The following is a 22,601-nucleotide window of genomic DNA, read 5'->3' as shown; positions in this document are numbered from 1 at the left end:
CTTGATAATATGCGCTTTTTTTGATTGTGAAAATTAACAGATAAACATGGCATCTCCAAAACTGAAGAAGCGGTAGTGTTCTTGGATGGCATGGTGATAGGCATCTAGGACTAAGTCACGACCGGCAAAGGCAGAAACTAGCATAACAAGAGTTGACTTGGGTAGGTGGAAGTTGGTTGAAAAAGCATCCACAACCTTCCAGTCGTAGCCTGGCTTGATAAAGATATTGGTCCAGCCAGAATCTGCTTGGATTTGCCCATCAAACTTGGAACCGATGGTTTCCAGTGTGCGGATAGAAGTGGTTCCAACAGCGATGACACGACCACCATTTTCCTTAACAGAGCGAAGGGTGGTAGCTGCTTCCTCAGAAAGCTGGTAGAACTCTGAGTGCATTTCGTGTTCGTCCAGATTGTCAACAGAAACGGGTCTAAAGGTTCCTAAGCCAACGTGGAGGGTCAAATAAACTAAATGGACACCCTTGGCTTGAATTTCTGCTAGCAGTTCTTTGGTAAAGTGAAGGCCAGCAGTGGGTGCAGCAGCAGAGCCACTTTCTTTAGCGTAGACCGTTTGATAGCGCTCGCGATCATCTAGTTTTTCATGGATATAAGGCGGTAATGGCATTTCACCTAGACTTTCCAAAACTTCTAGGAAAATTCCTTGGTATTCAAAGCGGACAATGCGGCCCCCGTGGGTCAATTCTTCCGTAACGACAGCGCTGAGACGACCATCTCCAAAACTGACGCGAGTACCGACCTTGAGGCGTTTGGCAGGTTTCGCTAGAACTTCCCACTCATCACCAGCAGTGTTTTTTAGAAGGAGAAGTTCCACATGACCTCCCGTTTCTTCCTTTTGACCATAGAGGCGGGCTGGGAGAACACGGGTGTCGTTCATGACAAGGGCATCACCTGGTTCCAACATATCAATAATAGAGTGGAAGTGTTTATCCTGAAATTCTCCCGTCTCACGGTTGACGATGAGGAGTTTAGAAGCATCTCGTTTTTCAAGCGGAGTTTGGGCAATCAACTCCTCAGGCAAATGGAAATCAAAATCAGCTGTATTCATTTTTTCATCAGTCTTTCTAAGTTCTAATCTTATCCATTATAACACGTTTCAAGTTAGGACGCTCTTTTTTTAGAAATTAAATCGTTTTCACTTGACAAAAATTGGTCTATACCATATAATGAATATAGAAATATGGAGGATATAAAATGAAAGTTATTAAAGTTGAAAATCAAGTCGAAGGTGGAAAAGTAGCTTTTGAGATTTTGAAGGAAAAATTGGCCAATGGCGCTCAAACATTAGGACTTGCGACAGGAAGCAGCCCGCTTGAATTTTACAAGGAAATCGTTAAGAGCGACCTTGATTTTTCAAATCTAACCAGTGTCAACCTTGATGAGTATGTAGGACTTGATGGAGACAGCCCACAATCTTACCGTTACTTCATGCAGGAAAACTTGTTCAACCAAAAACCATTTAAGGAAAGCTTCTTGCCACGTGGTGTTAAGGATAATGCTGAAGCTGAGGTAGAACGTTACAACCAAATTTTGGCTGACCATCCAGTTGATCTGCAAATCTTGGGAATCGGTCGCAATGGACATATTGGATTTAATGAGCCTGGTACTCCATTTGACAGTCAAACGCATCTAGTAGAGCTTGACCAGTCTACAATCGAAGCCAATGCTCGCTTCTTTGACAAGATTGAAGATGTTCCAACTCAAGCCATTTCAATGGGAATTAAAAATATCTTGGATGCTAAGTCAATTATTCTCTTTGCTTACGGTGAGTCTAAAGCAGAGGCCATTGCTGGCACAGTATCAGGCCCAGTGACTGAGAATCTCCCAGCAAGCAGTCTACAAAACCACCCTGATGTGACCATTATCGCTGATGCAGAAGCGCTCAGTCTGCTTGAAAAATAAAAATTACACGAACCACTTGCTCTTTGGAGTGAGTGGCTTTTTACTTCAAATATTCACTATCCTGCTAAAGTGGTATAATATAGCTATACGGGGAGGCCCAAACTTTGATTTATATAATCGGTTTTATTTGTTTTTTACTTTTAATGTTTCTGTTTAGTCGCTTAATTCAGCAATCAAAGAATCCTTCAGGCTTTCTAGGAAAACGAATGATGAAATTGTGGAATCGAGCCTATCTCCCCATGTTTGTATGGGCAATTCGTCATCTGGATAGAACATTTTACCCTGTAATCTTAGATGTAGGAGTTGGGAATGGTCGTTCAACCATCTTGCTGAAAGAAACTTTTCCGCAAAGTACCATAACTGGAATCGATATTTCAGATACTGCAATAGCTCAAGCCAAACAGGTAGAGATAACTAATCTAAATTTTGAACGAAGAGACGTTAGGGAGACAGGCTTTTCTGATGAAAGTTTTGATTTGATTACAGCTTTTCAAACACATTTTCATTGGCAGGATCTAGAGGCTTCTTTTATGGAACTTCGAAGAATACTCAAATCAGACGGGATGCTCTTACTGGCTTGTGAATATAACAAGTTGTCTTACTTTTTACCAAAGGTTCAAAGCGAAGAAGCATTTAGACGATTCTTGTTATCAGTAGGGTTTGAGCTCGTAACTAGTCAAAGAAAGGGATCATGGATCCTTTATAAAATTGTTAAAAATTAATGGAGGTACAATCATGAAACAGTTATTTTTATGTTCATACTTTGCTGGAGTTAAAAATCTTTTTAGCGATTATGGAAAGGAAAAGAATCTAGAAAACAAGGTTTTATTTATTCCTACCGCTGGGAACAAAGAGGATTATACTGCCTATATCGATGAGGCTCAGCAAACATTCAAAGATTTAGGATTTGAGATAGAGGTTTTAGATATCGCTTCTTGTGATCGAGAAACTGCACAGGCAAAGATTTTCCAAAGCAAAATTCTTTATATCTCTGGCGGGAATACATTTTATTTATTACAAGAATTAAAGAAAAAACAACTCCTATCTCTTATCAAAGAACAAATAAGAGATGGGCTGATCTATGTGGGAGAATCAGCAGGGGCTATCATTACCGCCAAGGATATTGACTACAATAAGCTCATGGACGACAAGACGGTAGCGAAAGAGTTATCGGATACAACGGGATTGGATGAAGTGGAGTTTTACATCCTTCCACATTATGGTGAGGAGCCTTTTACTGATAGTAGCAAGAAGACCTTTGAAACCTATAAAAATCAGCTCGACTTAATGCGAATGAACAATTCACAAGCTGTTATTGTAAATGATAAAGAAATAAAAGTTGTTTCTGAACAGGATTAAAATAATTTTTTTCGCTATTATGACATCTATTCTAATACGTTGTCCCTTTTAAAAAGAAAAGGGAAGATAATATAAGTTTATGGCAGTTTTCCCTTGACAAATATTCATTTTGCGTGTAAAATGGAATAAATCTTGAACTTGAAGGGAGTGAAAAAAATGTCTAAAACAGTAGTACGTAAGAATGAATCTCTTGACGATGCACTTCGTCGTTTCAAACGTGCGGTTACTAAAGCTGGTACTCTTCAAGAAACACGCAAACGTGAATTCTATGAAAAACCTTCTGTAAAACGTAAACGTAAATCAGAAGCAGCTCGTAAACGTAAAAAATTCTAATTAGAAATGAAAGGCTAGACTTGTCTAGTCTTTTTCTTTTAAATAAATACTGTAAATCTTGCAAAAAAAGGAAACTTCCAACTACAATTTGATATAATAGTAGGGAGAACTCGATTGAAGGAGGAAATTATGTCAGTTTTAGTAAGAGAAGTCATTGAAAAACTCAGACTAGACATTGTATACGGCGAGGGCGAATTGCTTGAAAAAGAAATCAACACAGCGGACATTTCTCGACCAGGTCTTGAAATGACAGGCTATTTTGATTACTATACTCCAGAGCGACTTCAACTGTTGGGGATGAAGGAGTGGTCTTATCTGGTCGCTATGTCTTCTCACAACCGTTATAAAGTCTTGACCAAGATGTTTCAACCGAAAACGCCAGCGGTCATTGTTGCGCGTGGTTTGGTGATTCCAGAGGAGATGTTGAGAGCTGCTAGGGAATGTAAGATTGCCATTTTAACCAGTCGTACAGCCACTAGTCGCTTGTCGGGAGAGTTATCTAGCTACCTTGATTCCCGTTTAGCTGAACGGACTAGTGTACATGGTGTCTTGATGGACATTTATGGCATGGGTGTCTTGATCCAAGGGGATAGTGGTATCGGTAAGAGTGAGACGGGTCTCGAGCTTGTGAAACGCGGACACCGTTTGGTAGCAGATGACCGTGTGGATATCTTTGCTAAGGATGAAATGACCCTTTGGGGAGAGCCCGCTGAAATTTTGAAGCATTTGCTTGAGATTCGTGGAGTGGGGATTATCGATGTGATGAGTCTCTACGGAGCAAGCGCTGTAAAAGATTCTTCACAAGTTCAGCTGGCAGTCTATTTGGAAAATTACGATACCCAAAAGACTTTTGATCGTCTAGGAAACAATGCCGAAGAATTAGAAGTTTCTGGTGTGACTATTCCACGTATTCGTATCCCAGTAAAAACAGGACGCAATATCTCAGTTGTTATTGAGGCAGCAGCTATGAACTATCGCGCTAAGGAAATGGGCTTTGATGCGACGCGTTTATTTGAAGAACGCTTGACAAATCTAATCGCTCAAAATGAGGTGAAAGATGATTAATCCAGTCGCATTTGAAATTGGTCCCTTTGCTATTCGTTGGTATGCTTTGTGTATTGTGGCAGGCTTGGTCTTGGCAGTTTATCTTGCCATGAAAGAAGCTCCTAAAAAGAAAATCCTGTCAGATGATATTTTGGATTTTATCCTGATTGCTTTTCCGGTAGCTATTTTAGGTGCTAGATTATACTATGTACTCTTTCGCTTAGATTACTATCTGCAAAATCCAGGTGAAATCATCGCCATCTGGAATGGTGGTTTGGCCATTTATGGAGGTTTGATAGCAGGAGCTATTGTCCTTTATATCTTTGCAGATAGAAAGCTGATCAATACTTGGGATTTCTTAGACATAGCAGCACCGAGTGTCATGATTGCCCAAAGTTTGGGTCGCTGGGGGAACTTTTTTAACCAAGAAGCCTACGGTGCAGCAGTAGATAGTCTGGATTATTTGCCAGGCTTCATTCGTGATCAGATGTACATTGACGGTAGCTACCGTCAGCCGACCTTCCTTTACGAGTCGGTTTGGAATCTGGTTGGATTTGCTTTGATTCTGATTTTTAGAAGAAAATTGAAGGGAATCAGACGTGGTCATATCACTGCTTTCTACTTGATTTGGTATGGTTTTGGTCGTATGATCATCGAAGGAATGCGAACAGATAGCCTTATGTTCTTTGGACTGCGGGTATCCCAATGGTTATCAGTTGTCCTCATTGGACTAGGTGTTTACATCATACTTTATCAAAATCGAAAGAAAGCCCCTTTCTATCAAACTGAGGAGGAAAACTAAATGTTAGAAGTTGCTTATATTCTTGTTGCGATTGCTTTGATCGTTTGTTTAGTCTATCTGACGATTACCATTCAAAAAGCAGGTCGAATGATTGATGAGACGGAGAAAACCATCAAAACCTTGTCTTCAGATGTAGATGTTACCTTACATCATACCAATGAATTGTTGGTAAAAGTTAATGTCTTAGTAGATGATATCAATGTTAAGGTTGCGACGATCGACCCACTCTTTACAGCTGTGGCGGACTTGTCTGAGTCAGTATCTGACCTCAATAGCCAAGCGCGTGTCTTGAGCAAGAAAGCTTCATCTGCTGGTTCAAAGACCATTAAAACAGGTGCAGGCTTGTCAGCTCTTCGTTTCGCAAGTAAAATTTTCAAAAAATAAAAAAGGAGAAATCTTATGGGAAAACTATCCTCTATCCTTTTAGGAACGGTTTCAGGTGCAGCTCTTGCCTTGTTCTTAACCAGTGACAAGGGCAAGCAAGTTTGTAGTCAAGCTCAGGATTTTCTAGATGATTTGAGAGAAGATCCAGAATATGCTAGAGAGCAGGTTTGTGAGAAACTAACTGAAGTGAAGGAACAGGCAACTGACTTTGTATTGAAAACAAAGGAGCAAGTAGAATCTGGTGAAATCACTTTTGATAGTGTCCTTGACCAAGCTAAAAACTGTGCTCGACAAGCGACGGAAGCATCGAAGGAAACCTTTAACAATCTCAAGGAGCAATGGCAAGAACAGTCAGCAACTCCAGACGTTGCTGAAGGCCAAGAAGAAATCATCATCGATATTACTGAAGTATAAGGTATCACCATCTCTGGTTTTTGGAGATGGTGATTTTTATCTGGAAATCAGTCTTTGTGGTATAATAAATACTATGCAGAAAAAACCAACGTCAGCCTATGTGCATATTCCCTTTTGCACACAGATTTGTTATTATTGTGACTTTTCAAAGGTGTTTATTAAGAATCAACCAGTAGATAGTTATTTGGAGCATCTGCTAGAAGAGTTTCGTTCTTATGATATCCAAAAGTTGCGAACCCTCTACATTGGAGGTGGGACGCCAACGGCTTTGTCCGCTTCGCAATTAGAAGTGCTCATGGATGGCTTGACTAAAAATCTAGACTTGTCTGTCTTGGAAGAGTTGACGATTGAAGCCAATCCAGGAGACTTAGACGCGGATAAAATTGCGGTTTTGAAACAGTCGCCAGTCAATCGTGTTTCCTTAGGAGTGCAGACTTTTGATGATAAAATGCTGAAAAAGATTGGGCGTAGTCACTTGGAGAAGGATATTTATGAGAATATCGACCGCCTGAAACTGGCTGGTTTTGACAATATCTCCATCGATCTAATCTATGCTCTTCCAGGTCAAACCATGGTTCAGGTCAAGGACAATGTGGCTAAGGCCATTTCGCTTGATATTCCTCATATGAGTCTTTATAGCTTGATTTTGGAAAACCATACGGTCTTTATGAACCGCATGAGACGAGGGAAATTGCCCCTGCCCAAGGAGGAACTAGAAGCGGAGATGTTTGAGTACATCATCGCAGAACTGGAGCGAGCTGGTTTTGAGCATTATGAGATTTCCAATTTCTCTAAGCCTGGCTTTGAAAGTCGCCACAATCTCATGTACTGGGACAATGCTGAGTATTATGGTATCGGTGCGGGTGCTTCAGGTTATGTGAACGGGGTGCGCTATAAAAACCACGGTCCAATCCGCCACTATCTCAACGCGGTAGAGGCAGGAAATGCTCGGATAACAGAAGAACACCTGAGTCAAAGGGAACAGATGGAAGAAGAAATGTTCCTAGGTCTTCGCAAGAAATCTGGGGTTTCTATGGCGCGATTTGAGGAAAAATTCGGACGTTCCTTTGAAGGAATTTATGGAGAAATCGTCAAAGACTTAACCCAACAGGGTCTTATGCAGATCGATGGTGATCGTGTCCGAATGACAAAGAGAGGTCTCTTTTTAGGAGACACTGTAGCAGAACGATTTATTTTGGAGTAGAACGATGGGCTTAACTTATCAAATGAAAATGAAAATTCCTTTTGATATGGCGGACATGAATGGCCATATCAAACTTCCAGATGTGATTTTGCTGTCCTTGCAAGTATCAGGTATGCAGTCGATTGAACTGGGAGTTAGCGACAAGGATATGCTAGAACAATATAATCTGGTCTGGATTATCACGGATTATGAGATTGACGTGGTTCGATTGCCTCGCTTTGCTGAGGAGATTACGATTGAAACAGAAGCATTGACTTACAATCGTCTTTTTTGCTATCGCCGTTTCACTATCTATGATGAAGCAGGTCAAGAAATCATTCGCATGATGGCAACCTTTGTTCTCATGGACCGAGATAGTCGGAAAGTACATGGAGTCGAGCCTGAGATTGTTGCGCCTTACCAGTCTGAGTTTGATAAAAAACTCATCCGTGGGCCAAAGTATGCAAATCTAGAAGATCCAATCAGTAAAGACTACCATGTTCGTTTTTACGACTTGGATATGAATGGTCATGTCAATAATAGCAAATATCTGGATTGGATTTTTGAGGTCATGGGAGCAGACTTTTTGACCAAGTATATTCCAAAGAAAATCAATCTCAAATATGTCAAAGAAGTGCGACCGGGTGGCATGATTGCTTCAGCTTATGAACTCAAGGGATTAGAAAGCAAGCATGAGATTATCAGTGATGGCGAGATCAATGCCCAAGCTATGATTACTTGGCAAGAAATTGAAGGCAATTAGAAAGGGCGATATGGCTTATAAAGGTTATTTAATTGATTTAGACGGAACCATTTACAAGGGGAAAGACCGAATTCCGGCAGGAGAGGCTTTTGTCCATGAGTTGCAAAAGCGAGAAATTCCTTATCTCTTTGTAACCAACAATACAACTCGTACTCCTGAGAGCGTTCAAGAGATGTTGGCTCAGAATTTTAATATCAACACACCTCTATCAACGGTTTACACAGCGACTTTGGCAACCATCGACTATATGAATGACTTGGGACTGGAAAAGACAGTCTATGTCATCGGAGAAGCAGGACTCAAGGACGCCATTCAGGCGGCTGGTTATGTCGAAGACAAGGAAAATCCTGCCTATGTGGTAGTTGGACTGGACTGGCAAGTCGACTATGAAAAATTTGCGACAGCAACTCTAGCCATTCAAAAGGGGGCTCACTTTATCGGAACCAACCCTGACCTCAATATCCCGACGGAACGTGGTCTTTTGCCTGGTGCTGGTTCACTAATTACACTTCTTGAAGTAGCAACACGAGTGAAACCAGTTTATATCGGGAAACCAAATGCTATCATTATGGACAAGGCAGTTGAGCACTTGGGCTTGAAAAGAGAAGAGTTGCTCATGGTTGGGGACAACTACCTGACAGATATTCGAGCAGGGATTGACAATGGCATTCCAACGCTCTTGGTGACGACAGGTTTTACCAAGGCAGAAGAAGTAGCAGACCTACCAATCGCACCAACTCATGTGGTGTCTAGCCTTGCGGAGTGGGATTTTGATGAAAACTAAACTAACCTTTTGGGGAAGTATGCTCTTTCTCCTCTCCCTTTCTATTCTCTTAACTATTTATCTGGCATGGATTTTCTATCCTTTGGAGATTGAGTGGCTGAATTTAACGGATCGTGTCTTTCTAAAGTCAGAAACCATTCAGTACAACTTTCATATCTTGATGAATTACCTGACCAATCCCTTTAGTCAGGTCTTAGAGATGCCAGATTTTCGTTCGTCAGCGGCAGGCCTGCACCACTTTGCGGTGGTGAAGAATCTCTTTCATTTGGTTCAGCTAGTGGCTGTGGCAACACTGCCATGTTTCTATTTCTTTGTTAAAAAGATTGTAAAAAAGGGTTTTCTACCCCTATATCGTAAAAGTATTCTGACTCTAGTACTATTGCCTCTGATCATTGGGCTTGTAGGAGTGTTGATTGGTTTTGAGCAATTTTTTACTCTTTTTCATCAGATTCTCTTTGTGGGAGATGATACTTGGCTCTTTGATCCCGCAAAGGACCCAGTGATTCTGATTTTACCAGAGACCTTCTTCCTCCATGCTTTCCTTCTCTTCTTTGGACTCTATGAAAGTTTCTTTGGTTTTCTTTATTTGAAAAGTCGTAGAATACTTTAATGTATTGCATTGATAAAACAGAGATGAAGTTAAAAATTCTTACGAGGAGTGAATTAACTTCATTGGAATTGAGTAATTCGTTCGCATACAGTCTATTTTTCTAGAAAAAAATAGGCTTTTTTCTAGAAATTGCTAGTCAAGCGCTTTATTTTTTTGTATAATAAGAATAGCAAAGTATAGATAAAGAAGAGAAAAGCATGATTACACTATTTTTATCACCGAGCTGTACATCATGTCGTAAGGCAAAGGCCTGGTTAGAGACGCATAAGGTGCCCTTTCAAGAGCATAATATTATGACCAGTCCTTTAACAAGAAAAGAATTGCAACACATTCTTTCCTTGACCGAAAATGGTACTGATGACATCATTTCAACTCGCTCAAAAATTTTTCAAAAATTGGATATTGATGTAGAGAGTATTTCGGTATCGGAGTTGCTTCAGTTGATTGAGCAATATCCTAGTCTTTTGCGTCGCCCAATTATTATAGATACTAAACGCATGCAAATCGGTTTTAATGAAGATGAGATTCGTGCTTTTCTCCCTCGTAGTTACCGTAAACAAGAATTGAAAGAAGCAACATTGAGAGCTGGTATTGGATAGATGAACAAACAGTATAGTTACCCACTAGATTTGTCGTGGAGCACTGAAGAACTTGCTTCAGTGCTTTCTTTTTTTAATGATGTTGAAGCTGCCTATGAAGATAAGGTAGAAGCAAAAAAACTGCTAGATTCCTACAAGAAATTTAAGTCTGTGGTTCCAAGCAAAAGCGAAGAAAAGCGGCTAGGTCGCGAATTTGAGACGGCTAGCGGTTATTCCTTCTATCATGCAGTTCAATTAGCAAAAGAAAAAAGAGAAGGGAAGATTTCTCTTGGAAACTAAATTTGAATTTGCCAAACAGATTGTACAGGAAGCTGCAGATTACATTTTGGCCCACATGCAAGAAGATTTGCAGGTCGAGCGTAAGTCTTCACCTACCGACTTGGTGACGCGTTTGGATAAGGAAGTTCAGGAACTCCTTGTTGAGCGGATCAAGTCCTCCTATCCTGAGGACTTGATTTGTGCAGAAGAAGGCTGTTTGCGTGCGGCAGTTGGACAAGGTTTCGTTTGGGTAATTGATCCCATTGACGGTACCAATAACTTTGTCGCTCAGCAGGAAGATTTTGCTGTTATGTTGGCCTACTTTGAGAATGGTGTGGGCAAATTTGGTATCATCTATGATGTCATGAAAGGTGATTGTTACCATGGTGGTGGTGTCTTTCCTCCTTGTCGTAATAATGAGCCCTTACCGACTTTTAAAAAGAAATCTCTTCAAGAATTTTTAGTTGCCGGTAACTCAGGTATGTTTGAAAGCAATGAGTGGGGCTTGGCGGATTTGGGCCGAGCAGCATTGGGAGTCCGTGTCTATGGCAGTGCGGCCATCAGTTTTGCCAAGGTTTTATCAGGACGTCTTCTGACTTATATCACCTACTTGCAACCATGGGATTACGCTGCAGCCAGCATCCTAGGGGAAAGTCTGGGCTATTGTCTTCTTACAGTTTCTGGTGAGCCTGTTGATTTTCAAACACGCCAGCCGGTCATGTTGGTGCCAAGCGAGATGCAAGAAGAGATTCAGTCCTATATTTATGAAAGGAAAGACAATTAAATGCAATTTCCAGAAGGATTTGTTGAAAAATATGAAGCGATACTAGAAGATGAGGCAAGAGATTTTCTTGCCTCTTTTAAACAAGAAGCAGTTTCGGCTTTTCGGGTTAATCCCTTAAAAGAACGTCAGCTATCGTTTGCGGATGCCATTCCCCATACACCTTGGGGGCATTATGGAAAGGTTTCAGGGAAGTCACCAGAGCACGTGACAGGCCTCGTTTATTCGCAAGAGCCTGCTGCCCAAATGGTAGCCCAGGTAGCTCAGCCCCTTCCTGGTATGAAGGTCTTGGACTTGGCGGCAGCGCCAGGTGGGAAATCCACTCAATTGGCAGCTTATCTGGCTAATCAGGGAGTCCTTGTTTCCAACGAAATTTCAAGCAAACGAGCTAAAATTTTGGTGGAAAATATGGAGCGGTTTGGAGCGACAAACGTAGTCGTGACCAATGAGTCTGCGGACCGCCTAGCCAAGGTTTTTAAAGGCTATTTTGATGTGATTGTCCTTGATGCCCCTTGCTCAGGTGAAGGGATGTTCCGTAAACAACCAGATGCCATGGACTATTGGAACATCGACTATCCGAGCCAATGTGCCAGCCTCCAAAGAGAGATTTTAGAAGATGCAGTCACCATGCTTGCTGAAGGTGGTCGTCTGGTTTATTCGACCTGTACCTGGGCGCCAGAGGAAAACGAAGAGATCGTTCGCTGGTTACTAGATGCTTATGATTTTGAACTGCTTCCGGTCGAGCATGTGAATGGCATGGTAGCAGGGATTGATCTCCCTGAAACGGCTCGGATGTACCCTCACCATTTTAAGGGAGAAGGTCAGTTTGTTGCCCATTTGCAGTTCAAGGGAGAAAATCCAACACCCAAATTCAAAGTCAGTAAGAGCAATCTCAGTCGCGAACAACTAGCTTTATGGCAGGAATTTGTCCAAAAACATCTCAAAATATCACTAACTGGCCTTCTACAAACTTTTGGCGACCAACTCTATCTCTTACCAGAGATGCTACCTGATCTAGGGAAACTTAAAATTGCTAGAAATGGACTTCATTTGGGTACTTTTAAGAAGAAACGCTTCGAACCAAGCTTTGCTCTGGGATTGGCCTTAAAATCAAGTCAGGTGAAACAAAGGGTAGAAATCAAGGATGAGGACTTTGTAAAATATGTGGCTGGGGAGACAGTTCCGTTAGCAGAAAGTCTACCAAATGGCTGGTATCAAGTTCTTGTTCAAGGAAACGGACTGGGCTTTGCAAAAGTTACTGGAAATGTTTTAAAAAATTATTATCCAAAAGGCCTCAGATTCAAGTGAAAAAGCTAGTCAAAGAGCCTATTCTATGTTATAGTGGAAGTATGGTTTTTTCTGAGAGTCTTTCATTTTTACTTATATTATGTGATGAACTTGCTGGTCCTCAAGGGACCTGCAGTCTATAAATCGTAAGCCAAATCTTATCATCGCTGATTGGCATGATAGGAACTGAAAGAAATCAGAGCATTCATCATTATGTTCAAGGAGAAAAACAGTGAAAAAAAGAAAGAAGCTTGTCCTATCTCTTGCGACACTTTTGCTTGTAGGTTCTCTAGCAGGATGTGCAAGCTGGATTGATCGTGGAGAAACCATGACAGCCGTCGGTTCAACTGCCCTTCAGCCTCTGGTCGAAGCCGCAGCTGACGAATTTGGTTCAAAAAATATCGGAAAAACAGTCAACGTTCAAGGTGGAGGTTCTGGAACAGGACTCTCACAAGTGCAGTCTGGAGCGGTTGATATTGGCAACTCTGACGTTTTTGCTGAGGAAAAAGATGGTATTGATGCTTCAGCGCTTGTGGACCATAAGGTTGCAGTAGCTGGTCTGGCAGTGATTGTAAACAAGGAGGTAGATGTTGAAAATCTCACAACTGAGCAACTTCGTAAAATATTTACCGGTGAAGTGACCAACTGGAAAGAGGTTGGTGGCAAAGACCTGGCGATTTCGATTATCAACCGAGCAGCAAGTTCTGGTTCGCGAGCAACCTTTGACAATGTCGTAATGAATGGTCAAGCAGCTATGCAGAGCCAAGAACAGGATTCTAATGGGATGGTTAAGTCAATTGTCTCCCAAACTCCAGGAGCCATTTCTTATCTTGCTTTTGCCTATGTAGATGACTCAGTGAAAAGTATGAAACTGAATGGGTACGAGCCTACGTCTGAAAATGTAACGACCAACAACTGGCCTTTGTGGTCTTATGAACATATGTACACACTTGGTCAGCCAAATGAGTTAGCTGCTGAATTTCTGAATTTCGTCCTTTCAGATGAAGCCCAAAATGGAATTGTTAAGGGTATGGGCTATATCTCTATCAATGAAATGAAAGTCCAAAAGGATGCTTCAGGTACCGTTACAGCAGTAGAAGGAGGTCAATAATGAATCAAGAAGAATTATCTAAAAAATTACTCTCTCCTTCAAAGAACTCTCGTCTTGAGAAGTTTGGTAAAGGATTGACCTTCGCTTGTCTTTCTTTGATTGTCATCATTGTGGCGATGATTTTGATTTTTGTAGCGCAGAAAGGCTTGTCGACCTTCTTTGTCAATGGGATCAACATCTTTGATTTCCTCTTTGGACAAACTTGGAATCCTTCTGGGAAACAATTCGGTGCCCTTCCGATGATTTTGGGTTCCTTTATTGTGACGATTTTATCAGCCCTCATCGCAACTCCCTTTGCCATTGGAGCTGCAGTCTTTATGACAGAAGTATCACCAAAGGGTGCAAAAGTGTTGCAACCGGCCATTGAACTCCTCGTCGGGATTCCTTCAGTTGTCTATGGATTTATCGGTTTGCAGGTTGTGGTTCCATTTGTTCGTAGTATCTTTGGTGGAACTGGTTTTGGAATCTTGTCAGGGATTTTTGTTCTCTTTGTCATGATCCTACCTACTGTAACCTTTATGACAACAGACAGTTTGCGTGCTGTGCCTCGTCACTACCGTGAAGCCAGTTTGGCTATGGGAGCGACTCGTTGGCAAACCATCTGGCGTGTGACCTTGAAAGCAGCGCGTTCAGGTATTTTTACAGCAGTAGTCTTTGGGATGGCACGTGCCTTTGGTGAAGCTCTTGCTATTCAGATGGTTGTCGGAAACTCAGCAGTTATCCCAACTTCGCTAACAACACCAGCTGCGACTTTGACTTCTGTTTTGACTATGGGTATCGGAAATACCGTCATGGGTACAGTTGATAATAACGTACTCTGGTCACTGGCCTTGGTATTGCTCTTGATGAGTTTGGCCTTTAACAGTGTGATTAAATTGATTACGAAAGAAAGAGGAAAGAAAAACTATGCACGCTAAGAAATTAGATAAACTTGCAACAGCTGTCCTCTATAGCATCTCGGGTATCATCGTGACCATCTTGGCGTCCTTGATTCTCTATATCCTGGTTCGAGGGTTACCACACATCTCTTGGTCCTTCTTGACTGGGAAATCTTCCTCCTATCAAGCAGGCGGAGGTATCGGGATTCAGCTTTATAATTCCTTCTTCCTTTTAGTCATTACTTTGATTATCTCTGTACCATTATCTATGGGGGCTGGGATTTTCCTAGCTGAATATGCAAAAAAAGGGCCTGTGACCAATTTTATTCGTACCTGTATTGAGATTTTGTCTTCTCTACCGTCAGTCGTTGTAGGTCTCTTTGGTTACTTGATTTTTGTAGTCCAGTTTGAGTATGGATTTTCCATCATTTCAGGTGCCTTGGCCTTAACGGTCTTTAACCTGCCTCAGATGACTCGGAATGTCGAAGATAGTTTGAGACACGTTCACCATACGCAACGTGAGGCTGGCTTGGCTCTTGGAATTTCTCGTTGGGAGACAGTTGTTCATGTTGTTATTCCGGAAGCCCTACCAGGTATCGTAACGGGTGTTGTCTTGGCATCTGGCCGTATCTTTGGTGAGGCCGCCGCTCTTATCTATACGGCAGGACAATCTGCTCCAGCCCTTGACTGGTCTAACTGGAATATCCTCAGTGTTACTAGCCCTATCTCGATCTTCCGTCAAGCAGAAACCTTGGCGGTCCACATCTGGAAGGTCAACAGTGAAGGAACCATTCCTGATGCTACTATCGTATCAGCAGGTTCTGCCGCTGTGCTCCTCATCTTTATCTTGATCTTTAACTTTGGAGCTCGCAAACTCGGAAGCTATTTACACAAGAAATTAACTGCTGCCTAAAGGAGAAGCCATGTCAAAATATAACTGGGATGAAAAGCATATCATCACCTTCCCTGAAGAAAAAGTGGCCCTCTCAACCAAGGATTTACATGTTTACTATGGTAAAAATGAATCCATCAAGGGCATCGATATGCAATTTGAAAAAAATAAAATTACAGCCTTAATTGGTCCATCTGGATCTGGGAAATCAACCTACCTTCGCAGTCTCAATCGGATGAATGATACCATTGACATCGCTAAGGTAACTGGTCAAATCCTCTATCAAGGGATTGATGTCAACCGTCCAGAAATCAATGTATATGAGATGCGCAAGCACATCGGAATGGTCTTCCAACGGCCAAATCCATTTGCCAAGTCTATCTACCGTAACATCACTTTTGCCCATGAACGTGCAGGAGTTAAGGACAAGAAAGTCCTTGATGAAATTGTCGAAACCTCTCTACGTCAAGCTGCCCTTTGGGACCAGGTCAAAGATGATTTGCACAAGTCAGCCTTGACCCTGTCTGGAGGCCAACAGCAACGGCTTTGTATCGCGCGAGCTATCTCTGTTAAACCAGATATCCTCTTGATGGATGAGCCAGCGTCAGCCTTGGATCCAATTGCGACAGCCCAGCTGGAAGAAACCATGTTGGAATTGAAGAAGGATTTTACCATCATTATCGTTACCCACAGTATGCAGCAGGCTGCCCGTGCAAGTGACTACACTGGATTTTTCTACTTGGGCGATTTGATTGAGTATGATAAGACATCCAATATTTTCCAAAATGCTAAGTTACAGTCAACCAATGACTATGTAACAGGACACTTTGGTTAGAAAGGAAACAGTATGACAGAACCGATTTTGCAGGTTAAAGACCTATCCGTTTATTACAACAAAAAGAAGGCCTTGAATAGTGTTTCCCTTTCTTTTCAACCTAAGGAAATTACAGCCCTGATTGGTCCATCTGGATCAGGAAAGTCCACCCTGCTCAAAGCCATCAACCGCATGGGTGATTTAAATCCTGAGGTGACAACAACTGGAACAGTGATTTATAATGGTCACAATATCTACAGTCCGCGTACTGATACGGTTGAATTACGTAAGGAAATCGGCATGGTTTTCCAACAGCCCAATCCATTCCCTATGTCTATCTACGAAAATGTTGTTTACGGACTACGTATCAATGGAGTCAAGGATAAACAAGTCCTTGATGAAGCAGTAGAAAAGGCCTTGCAACGTGCTTCCATCTGGGATGAAGTTAAGGATCGTTTGCATGATTCAGCCATTGGTCTTTCAGGAGGTCAACAGCAACGTGTCTGTGTTGCCCGTGTTTTGGCAACTAGCCCGAAAATCATCCTATTAGATGAACCAACTTCAGCTTTGGATCCTATATCGGCTGGTAAGATTGAGGAAACCTTGTATGGTCTGAAAGATAAATACACCATGCTCTTGGTAACGCGTTCGATGCAACAGGCCTCACGTATCTCTGATAAAACAGGATTTTTCCTCGATGGGGATTTGATTGAGTTTAACGATACTAAGAAGATGTTCCTAGACCCACAAAACAAGGAAACAGAAGATTATATTACAGGAAAATTTGGATAAGGAGTTGAATGATGTTACGATCTCAATTTGAAGAAGATTTGGAGAAATTGCACAACCAGTTCTACGCCATGGGACAAGAAGTGCTCTCACAAATCAATCGTACAGTGCGTGCCTTTGTCACGCATGACCGTGATTTGGCAAAAGAAGTTATCGAGGAAGATGCAGAGATAAATGAATATGAAGTGAAACTAGAAAAGAAATCATTTGAAATGATTGCTCTTCAACAACCTGTTTCGCAAGACCTTCGTACTGTCTTGACAGTTCTCAAGGCCGTATCCGATTTGGAACGCATGGGAGACCATGCAGTGTCTATCGCTGAAGCAACTATTCGCATGAAGGGAGAGCAACGCATCCCCGCCGTTGAAGAAGAAATCAAAAAGATGGGACGCGACGTGAAAGACTTTGTCGAAGCAGCTCTAGATCTTTATCTGAACGGTTCTGTGGATCAAGCATATGAAGTAGCGGCTATGGACGAAAAAATCAACCATTACTTTGATAGCATCCGTGATTTAGCTACAGAGGAAATCAAGAAAAATCCTGAAGCTATCGTTACAGGCCGTGATTACTTCCAGGTCATTTCCTTCTTGGAACGTATCGGGGACTACGCAAAAAATATCTGTGAATGGGTTGTTTACTTTGAAACAGGTAAGATTGTCGAACTCTAAGAAATGGTTTAAATATGCAATAAAAAAGGCTAATTAACTCGGATTAGTCTTTATTTTTGAATAAAAAGGAATTTTTTGAAATGAAAATTCTAGAAAGTGTTGACAACTATTTTTAAAAGAGTTATAATTATTCAGAAATAACAGAAAGGTCGTTTATTTATGAAGTTGAAGAAATGGATGTTAGTAGTGTGTAGCGTGCTAGCCAGCATGATTTTAGTAGCTTGTCAATCAAGTACGGATAGTTCCCAGTCTGCTGTGGATGCTATCAAACAAAAAGGGAAGCTAGTTGTGGCGACTAGTCCAGACTATGCACCATTTGAATTCCAATCCTTGGTAGATGGTAAAAACCAAGTGGTTGGTGCAGATATTGATATGGCCCAAGCGATTGCGGATGAACTTGGAGTTAAGCTTGAAATCTCTAGTATGAGTTTTGACAATGTCTTGACTAGTCTTCAAACTGGAAAGGCTGACTTGGCTATTGCAGGAATTAGTGCCACCGATGAGAGAAAGGAAGTCTTTGACTTTTCAATTCCTTACTATGAAAACAAGATGAGTTTCTTGGTTAGAAAAGCCGATTTAGACAAATACAAGGATCTTTCAAACCTAGCAAGTGCAAATATCGCAGCTCAAAAGGGAACCGTTCCAGAAACTATGGTGAAGGAACAATTGCCAAATGCCCAATTGACATCCTTGACCAATATGGGTGAAGCAGTCAATGAATTACAGGCTGGAAAAGTAGATGCTGTTCATATGGATGAACCAGTGGCTCTTAGTTACGCAGGTAAAAACTCAGACCTTGTCGTTGCGACAGCTACTTTGACGATGAAAGATGGCGAAGCCAATGCCGTTGCCATCAAGAAGAATCAATCAGACTTGAAAGCAGTAGTAGATAAGGTTATCCAAAAACTAAAAGATGATGGAACGTATCAAACCTATCTAGAAAAAGCAGCGAAACTAACAGAAGTTGAACAATAAAAAAGAAAGCAGAGTTGGACTTTAATCCAATTCTGCTTTTATGTATTGTAATAGTGCTTCTAGATTTTCGAGAGAGACTTTGGCAAACTGATAAGGACAGGCTTCCAAATAAGCCTCTTCAAAGAAGTCTAGTTTGAGTGAGCTATGCTTTAAACTGGCAATTTTAGGATAATTTCTCAAATCAAGGAGAAGGCCATCGTGTAGAGGATAGTAGGGCAAGGGACAGGTGTTTTTTTTAAGTACTTCCTTTATCCGAGTCTGATAGTTCTCTTGAAGGGTCAGTCGAGCCAGTCGATTTTTTTCAAATAACTGACTATCGATGTACAGAGAGAGAGCCTTTTGCATGATGAGATTACTATCATAGTCCAAGATATTTTTGTAGGAAACAAAGGTCTCTTTTAGGGCATTTGGGAGAATGAGAGCGGTGATACGAAGGGCTGGAAAGAGGCTGGTTGAGAAGGACTTAATATAAATGACCCGATCCTCAGTATCCAAATAGTGGAAGGTCTGACCTTTTTTAGGGTCTAAGTCTCCTAAATAGTCATCCTCGACAATGTATACTCCATACTGGTTTGCTAGATCTAGAATGGCCCTTTTTTCCTGATCAGAATAGGAATGTCCAAGAGGATAGTGGTAGCGAGGAATGGTATAGAAGAACTTGATTTTTCCAGATTTGAACTGTTCTTCTAGTTCGTCAAGGTCAATCCCATCTATTCGACGTTCAATGGTCTGGTAGGCCAATCCCTGAGCGACCAAGAGGCGGTTCATTCGGTGGTAAGTCGGCTGTTCAACTAAAATCTCCTCTCCCTTGCTAGGAAAATCAATCTGAGAAAGGATAAAGAGAGCTTGCTGAGTGCCCGAAGTCAGAACCAGTTGGTCGGGTTTGCAGTAGAGGGCTTGGTTGAAAAGAAGTTGATGGACAGACTGTCTAAGTTCCTCTAGGCCTTCTTGGTTGTCATAGTAGTTGAAGAGGTAGTTTTCTCTTCCAATCAGTGTTTCATTGACACAGAGTCTGAAATCGTCATAAGCACTGGCATGTTCGTCAGTGACTTCTATTTCCAGGTCTTGATGCTGACCTTGTTCTAGAACATAGTAGCCACTTTGGGGCTTGGCATAGAGGTATTGTTCATGGCGCAATTCTAGCAGGGCTCGTTGGACAGTGTCCTTGCTACAATGGAAGTCCAGACTCAGTTGACGGATGGAGGGAAGTCTGCTACCAGTTGGAAATTTTCCTGATTCAATACCTTTTTTTAGAAAGGAAACAACTGCTTGGTACTTGCTTTGCTTCGTCATTCCAGACCTCCTTTGATTTTGTTACATTGTACCTTTTTTTTGCCTACTTGGCAATAGGAAAAGCATTTCTCCCTTTCACAACTAGGAACAAATATGGTATACTTAGAAAGTATGATGATTTATTGAAAAGAAGATAAGAAAGAGAATGGATAGAAAAGTGCAGGAACCGGTAAAATTATTTCAATACAATACTCTAGGTGCTCTAATGGCTGGTCTCTATGGCGGAACCATGACAGTGGGAGAATTGTTGGAGCATGGTGACCTTGGTTTGGGAACCCTTGATTCGATTGATGGGGAGTTGATTGTTCTTGATGGCAAGGCTTATCAAGCCAAAGGTTCAGGGGAGCAACCTGAAATTGTAGAAGTTGCTTCTGATGCCCTTATCCCTTATGCGGCAGTGGTCCCCCATCAGGCAGAAGTGATTTTCCGCCAGCGCTTTGAGATGACGGACAAGGAATTAGAAAAGCGGATTGAGTCCTACTATGATGGGGAAAATCTCTTTCGTTCCATCAAGATTCATGGTGAATTCGCCCACATGCATGTACGGATGATTCCTAAATCCACACCTGACACCAAGTTTGCTGAGGTTGCTACCCATCAGCCTGAATATAGTCGTGAAAATGTATCGGGAACCATCGTTGGATTTTGGACACCGGAGATTTTCCATGGGGTGAGTGTGGCAGGCTACCATTTGCATTTTATCTCAGATGATTTGACCTTTGGTGGGCATGTGATGGACTTTGTTATCAAAGAAGGAATGATCGAGGTTGGAGCAGTCGATCAGTTGGACCAACGTTTTCCAGTCCAAGATCGCCAGTATTTATTTGCGAAATTTAACGTTGATGAGATGAAGAAAGACATTGACAAGTCAGAATAGGAGAAAAAGATGACACTACATATTATTCTTACTATGATCGCTTTGGTTTTAGTCCTAGTAGGTGGGACTTGGTACGCCAAAAAACGCTTTAAGATTTCTCTTGCAGTCATGGGTTTGGGGGCAATCGCATTTTTCGTTTCGTCTCAAGTGTTAGAGAAGCTGGTTCACGTTCTAGTTCTTCAACCACAAAAAGATGGAACGATTTCGCTCATGCAGGAGCAACCCTTCCTATATGTTTTTTACGCGATTGCCATGGCTGCCCTTTTTGAGGAAACTGCCCGCCTTGTCTTTTTTAAATGGTTGGAGAAAAAGAGAAGTCTAGAAGAGAAAGACGCTTTGGCTTACGGCTTGGGACATGGAGGTTTGGAGTTGCTCTATCTTGGGATGGGAAGTCTGATCAGTTTGTTGATCCTCTTTTCAGTCATCCAGTCTTCAAATACTGATGTGGCCAATCTTCTTCCAAAGACTACACTCGAAACGGTTCAGTCTCTTTCTGTGTGGCAGGTTTATTTACTAGGAGTTGAGCGTGTGCTGGCTCTGGTTCTGCAAATTGGTCTCTCTATTTGGGTCTATCAAAGTGTCCGCCAGAAGAAATGGATCTATCTCGTTGCAGCCTATGGTTTCCATGCCTTGTTTGACTTGGCTCCAGCCTTATCTCAAGTGGGATGGATTTCAAATCCACTTGTAGTGGAGGGCATTCTCCTTGTAGAAGTACTGGCCTTTGTTTGGCTAACAAAATCTACATTTTGGAAAAAATCATCATAAAAAGAGGTTTACCTCTTTTTTTATGCGATGCTTTGACACTTCCATTTTTCGGTTCGTCAAAAGCTTTTAAAAATGGTATAATGAAATGACTTTACAAAAGGATGAGAGATATGACATTAGTAACTAAAATACAAGAACAATTAGAAGGAATTGATATTCGTTTCAAGGAACCCTTGAAGACCTATACCTATACCAAGGTTGGAGGTCGAGCGGATTACCTAGTTTTGCCACGTAATCGCTATGAGATGGCGCGTGTCGTCCAATTTGCCAATCAAGAGAATATTCCTTGGATGGTGCTAGGAAATGCCAGCAATATCATCGTTCGTGAAGGTGGAATCCGTGGTTTTGTCATCTTGTGTGACAAGCTCAACAACGTTTCAGTTGATGGTTACACTATTGAGGCAGAAGCTGGTGCTAATTTGATTGAGACAACACGTATTGCCCTTCGTCATAGTTTGACTGGTTTTGAATTTGCTTGCGGGATTCCGGGAAGCATCGGAGGCGCTGTCTTTATGAATGCGGGTGCCTACGGAGGAGAGATTGCTCATATCTTGCAGTCTTGTCAAATTTTGACCAAGGAAGGGGAAATCGAGACCTTGTCTGCCAAGGATTTAGCTTTTGGTTACCGCCATTCAGCTATTCAGGATTCTGGGGCCATTGTCTTGTCAGCTAAATTTGCTCTAGCTCCAGGAACCCATCAGGTTATCAAACAAGAGATGGATCGCTTGACGCACCTTCGCGAACTCAAACAACCTCTAGAGTACCCATCTTGTGGCTCAGTATTTAAGCGTCCAGTGGGGCATTTTGCAGGTCAGTTGATTTCAGAGGCTGGTTTGAAAGGCTATCGTATCGGTGGTGTTGAAGTATCTGAAAAGCATGCTGGTTTCATGATCAATATTGCTGACGGAACGGCCAAAGACTACGAGGACTTGATTGAGTCTGTGATTGAAAAAGTTAAGGAACACTCAGGTGTTACCCTTGAGAGGGAAGTCCGTATTTTGGGTGAGAAGGAATAAGGTTTG

Annotated in this window: 28 protein-coding genes; 26 read left to right on the top strand and 2 right to left on the bottom strand. The window is 41.8% G+C overall.

Going from position 1 to position 22,601, the window contains the following annotated elements; all coding sequences use genetic code 11:
* Positions 1-33: 33 nt before the first annotated feature.
* Positions 34-1,062, bottom strand: a complete 1,029-nt coding sequence (queA, locus tag B7709_RS09205; protein ID WP_084972532.1) for a tRNA preQ1(34) S-adenosylmethionine ribosyltransferase-isomerase QueA — start codon at positions 1,060-1,062, stop codon at positions 34-36.
* A gap of 146 nt (positions 1,063-1,208) precedes the next feature.
* Between queA and B7709_RS09200 the strand changes: the two genes are divergently transcribed.
* The 23 genes from B7709_RS09200 (at position 1,209) to B7709_RS09090 (ending at position 18,644) form a co-directional block, all read left to right on the top strand.
* A complete protein-coding gene (locus B7709_RS09200) occupies positions 1,209-1,916 on the top strand; it encodes a glucosamine-6-phosphate deaminase (protein WP_084972531.1) in 708 nt (235 codons plus the stop codon).
* Between the two features lie 104 nt (positions 1,917-2,020).
* Positions 2,021-2,638 (top strand): class I SAM-dependent methyltransferase, encoded by a 618-nt coding sequence (locus tag B7709_RS09195; protein ID WP_084972530.1) that lies wholly within the window; start codon positions 2,021-2,023, stop codon positions 2,636-2,638.
* A 13-nt stretch (positions 2,639-2,651) separates the two neighbouring features.
* Positions 2,652-3,275: a Type 1 glutamine amidotransferase-like domain-containing protein gene (locus B7709_RS09190; RefSeq protein WP_084972529.1), complete on the top strand. Its 624-nt coding sequence runs from the start codon at positions 2,652-2,654 to the stop codon at positions 3,273-3,275.
* Between the two features lie 156 nt (positions 3,276-3,431).
* Positions 3,432-3,608, top strand: coding sequence for a 30S ribosomal protein S21 (gene rpsU, locus B7709_RS09185; RefSeq protein ID WP_000048054.1), 177 nt, complete (start codon positions 3,432-3,434; stop codon positions 3,606-3,608).
* 129 nt (positions 3,609-3,737) lie between these two features.
* Positions 3,738-4,673 carry an HPr(Ser) kinase/phosphatase gene (gene hprK, locus B7709_RS09180; RefSeq protein ID WP_162279178.1) on the top strand — a complete coding sequence of 312 codons (936 nt, stop codon included), beginning with the start codon at positions 3,738-3,740 and terminating at the stop codon, positions 4,671-4,673.
* Positions 4,666-5,454, top strand: coding sequence for a prolipoprotein diacylglyceryl transferase (lgt, locus tag B7709_RS09175; RefSeq protein ID WP_084972528.1), 789 nt, complete (start codon positions 4,666-4,668; stop codon positions 5,452-5,454). The genes hprK and lgt overlap by 8 nt, the downstream gene beginning before the upstream one ends.
* The gene (locus tag B7709_RS09170) at positions 5,455-5,838 is read left to right on the top strand and encodes a DUF948 domain-containing protein (protein WP_084972527.1); all 384 of its coding nucleotides are present in this window, start codon (positions 5,455-5,457) and stop codon (positions 5,836-5,838) included.
* A gap of 15 nt (positions 5,839-5,853) precedes the next feature.
* Positions 5,854-6,252, top strand: a complete 399-nt coding sequence (locus tag B7709_RS09165; RefSeq protein WP_061420694.1) for a YtxH domain-containing protein — start codon at positions 5,854-5,856, stop codon at positions 6,250-6,252.
* A gap of 73 nt (positions 6,253-6,325) precedes the next feature.
* Positions 6,326-7,456, top strand: coding sequence for a radical SAM family heme chaperone HemW (hemW, locus tag B7709_RS09160; RefSeq protein ID WP_084972526.1), 1,131 nt, complete (start codon positions 6,326-6,328; stop codon positions 7,454-7,456).
* A gap of 4 nt (positions 7,457-7,460) precedes the next feature.
* Positions 7,461-8,198: an acyl-[acyl-carrier-protein] thioesterase gene (locus B7709_RS09155; RefSeq protein ID WP_084972525.1), complete on the top strand. Its 738-nt coding sequence runs from the start codon at positions 7,461-7,463 to the stop codon at positions 8,196-8,198.
* A 10-nt stretch (positions 8,199-8,208) separates the two neighbouring features.
* Positions 8,209-8,982 carry a TIGR01457 family HAD-type hydrolase gene (locus B7709_RS09150; protein WP_084972524.1) on the top strand — a complete coding sequence of 258 codons (774 nt, stop codon included), beginning with the start codon at positions 8,209-8,211 and terminating at the stop codon, positions 8,980-8,982.
* The gene (locus tag B7709_RS09145; protein ID WP_084972523.1) at positions 8,972-9,592 is read left to right on the top strand and encodes a TIGR01906 family membrane protein; all 621 of its coding nucleotides are present in this window, start codon (positions 8,972-8,974) and stop codon (positions 9,590-9,592) included. The genes B7709_RS09150 and B7709_RS09145 overlap by 11 nt, the downstream gene beginning before the upstream one ends.
* Positions 9,593-9,789: 197 nt before the next feature.
* Entirely contained in the window at positions 9,790-10,191 is a 402-nt protein-coding gene (locus tag B7709_RS09140; protein ID WP_000631261.1) for a Spx/MgsR family RNA polymerase-binding regulatory protein, read from the top strand.
* Positions 10,192-10,470, top strand: coding sequence for a UPF0223 family protein (locus B7709_RS09135; protein ID WP_001041963.1), 279 nt, complete (start codon positions 10,192-10,194; stop codon positions 10,468-10,470).
* Positions 10,460-11,233, top strand: coding sequence for an inositol monophosphatase family protein (locus tag B7709_RS09130; protein ID WP_084972522.1), 774 nt, complete (start codon positions 10,460-10,462; stop codon positions 11,231-11,233). The genes B7709_RS09135 and B7709_RS09130 overlap by 11 nt, the downstream gene beginning before the upstream one ends.
* Positions 11,234-12,538 carry an RsmF rRNA methyltransferase first C-terminal domain-containing protein gene (locus B7709_RS09125; protein ID WP_084972521.1) on the top strand — a complete coding sequence of 435 codons (1,305 nt, stop codon included), beginning with the start codon at positions 11,234-11,236 and terminating at the stop codon, positions 12,536-12,538. It begins immediately after the preceding gene.
* 211 nt (positions 12,539-12,749) lie between these two features.
* On the top strand, positions 12,750-13,628 hold the full coding sequence (locus B7709_RS09120) for a phosphate ABC transporter substrate-binding protein PstS (RefSeq protein WP_084972520.1): 879 nt from the start codon (positions 12,750-12,752) through the stop codon (positions 13,626-13,628).
* On the top strand, positions 13,628-14,545 hold the full coding sequence (gene pstC / locus B7709_RS09115; protein WP_084972519.1) for a phosphate ABC transporter permease subunit PstC: 918 nt from the start codon (positions 13,628-13,630) through the stop codon (positions 14,543-14,545). Before B7709_RS09120 ends, pstC begins: the two co-directional genes overlap by 1 nt.
* A complete protein-coding gene (gene pstA, locus B7709_RS09110) occupies positions 14,535-15,419 on the top strand; it encodes a phosphate ABC transporter permease PstA (protein WP_084972518.1) in 885 nt (294 codons plus the stop codon). The genes pstC and pstA overlap by 11 nt, the downstream gene beginning before the upstream one ends.
* A gap of 10 nt (positions 15,420-15,429) precedes the next feature.
* Positions 15,430-16,233, top strand: coding sequence for a phosphate ABC transporter ATP-binding protein PstB (gene pstB / locus B7709_RS09105; protein ID WP_049495126.1), 804 nt, complete (start codon positions 15,430-15,432; stop codon positions 16,231-16,233).
* 12 nt (positions 16,234-16,245) lie between these two features.
* A complete protein-coding gene (gene pstB, locus B7709_RS09100) occupies positions 16,246-17,004 on the top strand; it encodes a phosphate ABC transporter ATP-binding protein PstB (protein WP_049538316.1) in 759 nt (252 codons plus the stop codon).
* An 11-nt stretch (positions 17,005-17,015) separates the two neighbouring features.
* Positions 17,016-17,669: a phosphate signaling complex protein PhoU gene (gene phoU / locus B7709_RS09095; protein ID WP_084972517.1), complete on the top strand. Its 654-nt coding sequence runs from the start codon at positions 17,016-17,018 to the stop codon at positions 17,667-17,669.
* A gap of 159 nt (positions 17,670-17,828) precedes the next feature.
* A complete protein-coding gene (locus B7709_RS09090; protein WP_084972516.1) occupies positions 17,829-18,644 on the top strand; it encodes an ABC transporter substrate-binding protein in 816 nt (271 codons plus the stop codon).
* 21 nt (positions 18,645-18,665) lie between these two features.
* Here B7709_RS09090 and B7709_RS09085 read toward each other — a convergent pair whose 3' ends face one another.
* Positions 18,666-19,937 carry an aminotransferase-like domain-containing protein gene (locus B7709_RS09085; protein ID WP_084972515.1) on the bottom strand — a complete coding sequence of 424 codons (1,272 nt, stop codon included), beginning with the start codon at positions 19,935-19,937 and terminating at the stop codon, positions 18,666-18,668.
* A 145-nt stretch (positions 19,938-20,082) separates the two neighbouring features.
* Here B7709_RS09085 and budA point away from each other — a divergent pair, with 145 nt between their 5' ends.
* The 3 genes from budA (at position 20,083) to murB (ending at position 22,595) form a co-directional block, all read left to right on the top strand.
* Complete coding sequence (gene budA / locus B7709_RS09080; protein ID WP_084972514.1) at positions 20,083-20,814, top strand: acetolactate decarboxylase; 732 nt, start codon at positions 20,083-20,085, stop codon at positions 20,812-20,814.
* A 9-nt stretch (positions 20,815-20,823) separates the two neighbouring features.
* The gene (locus B7709_RS09075; RefSeq protein WP_084972513.1) at positions 20,824-21,579 is read left to right on the top strand and encodes a YhfC family intramembrane metalloprotease; all 756 of its coding nucleotides are present in this window, start codon (positions 20,824-20,826) and stop codon (positions 21,577-21,579) included.
* A gap of 110 nt (positions 21,580-21,689) precedes the next feature.
* Positions 21,690-22,595: a UDP-N-acetylmuramate dehydrogenase gene (murB, locus tag B7709_RS09070; RefSeq protein WP_084972512.1), complete on the top strand. Its 906-nt coding sequence runs from the start codon at positions 21,690-21,692 to the stop codon at positions 22,593-22,595.
* The last annotated feature ends 6 nt before the right edge of the window (positions 22,596-22,601 follow it).

Source organism: Streptococcus oralis subsp. dentisani, assembly GCF_002096335.1.
GTDB lineage: Bacteria > Bacillota > Bacilli > Lactobacillales > Streptococcaceae > Streptococcus > Streptococcus oralis_Z.
Note: the sequence above shows the minus strand (reverse complement) of the source record. Positions and strands in the feature narration are given on the sequence as shown.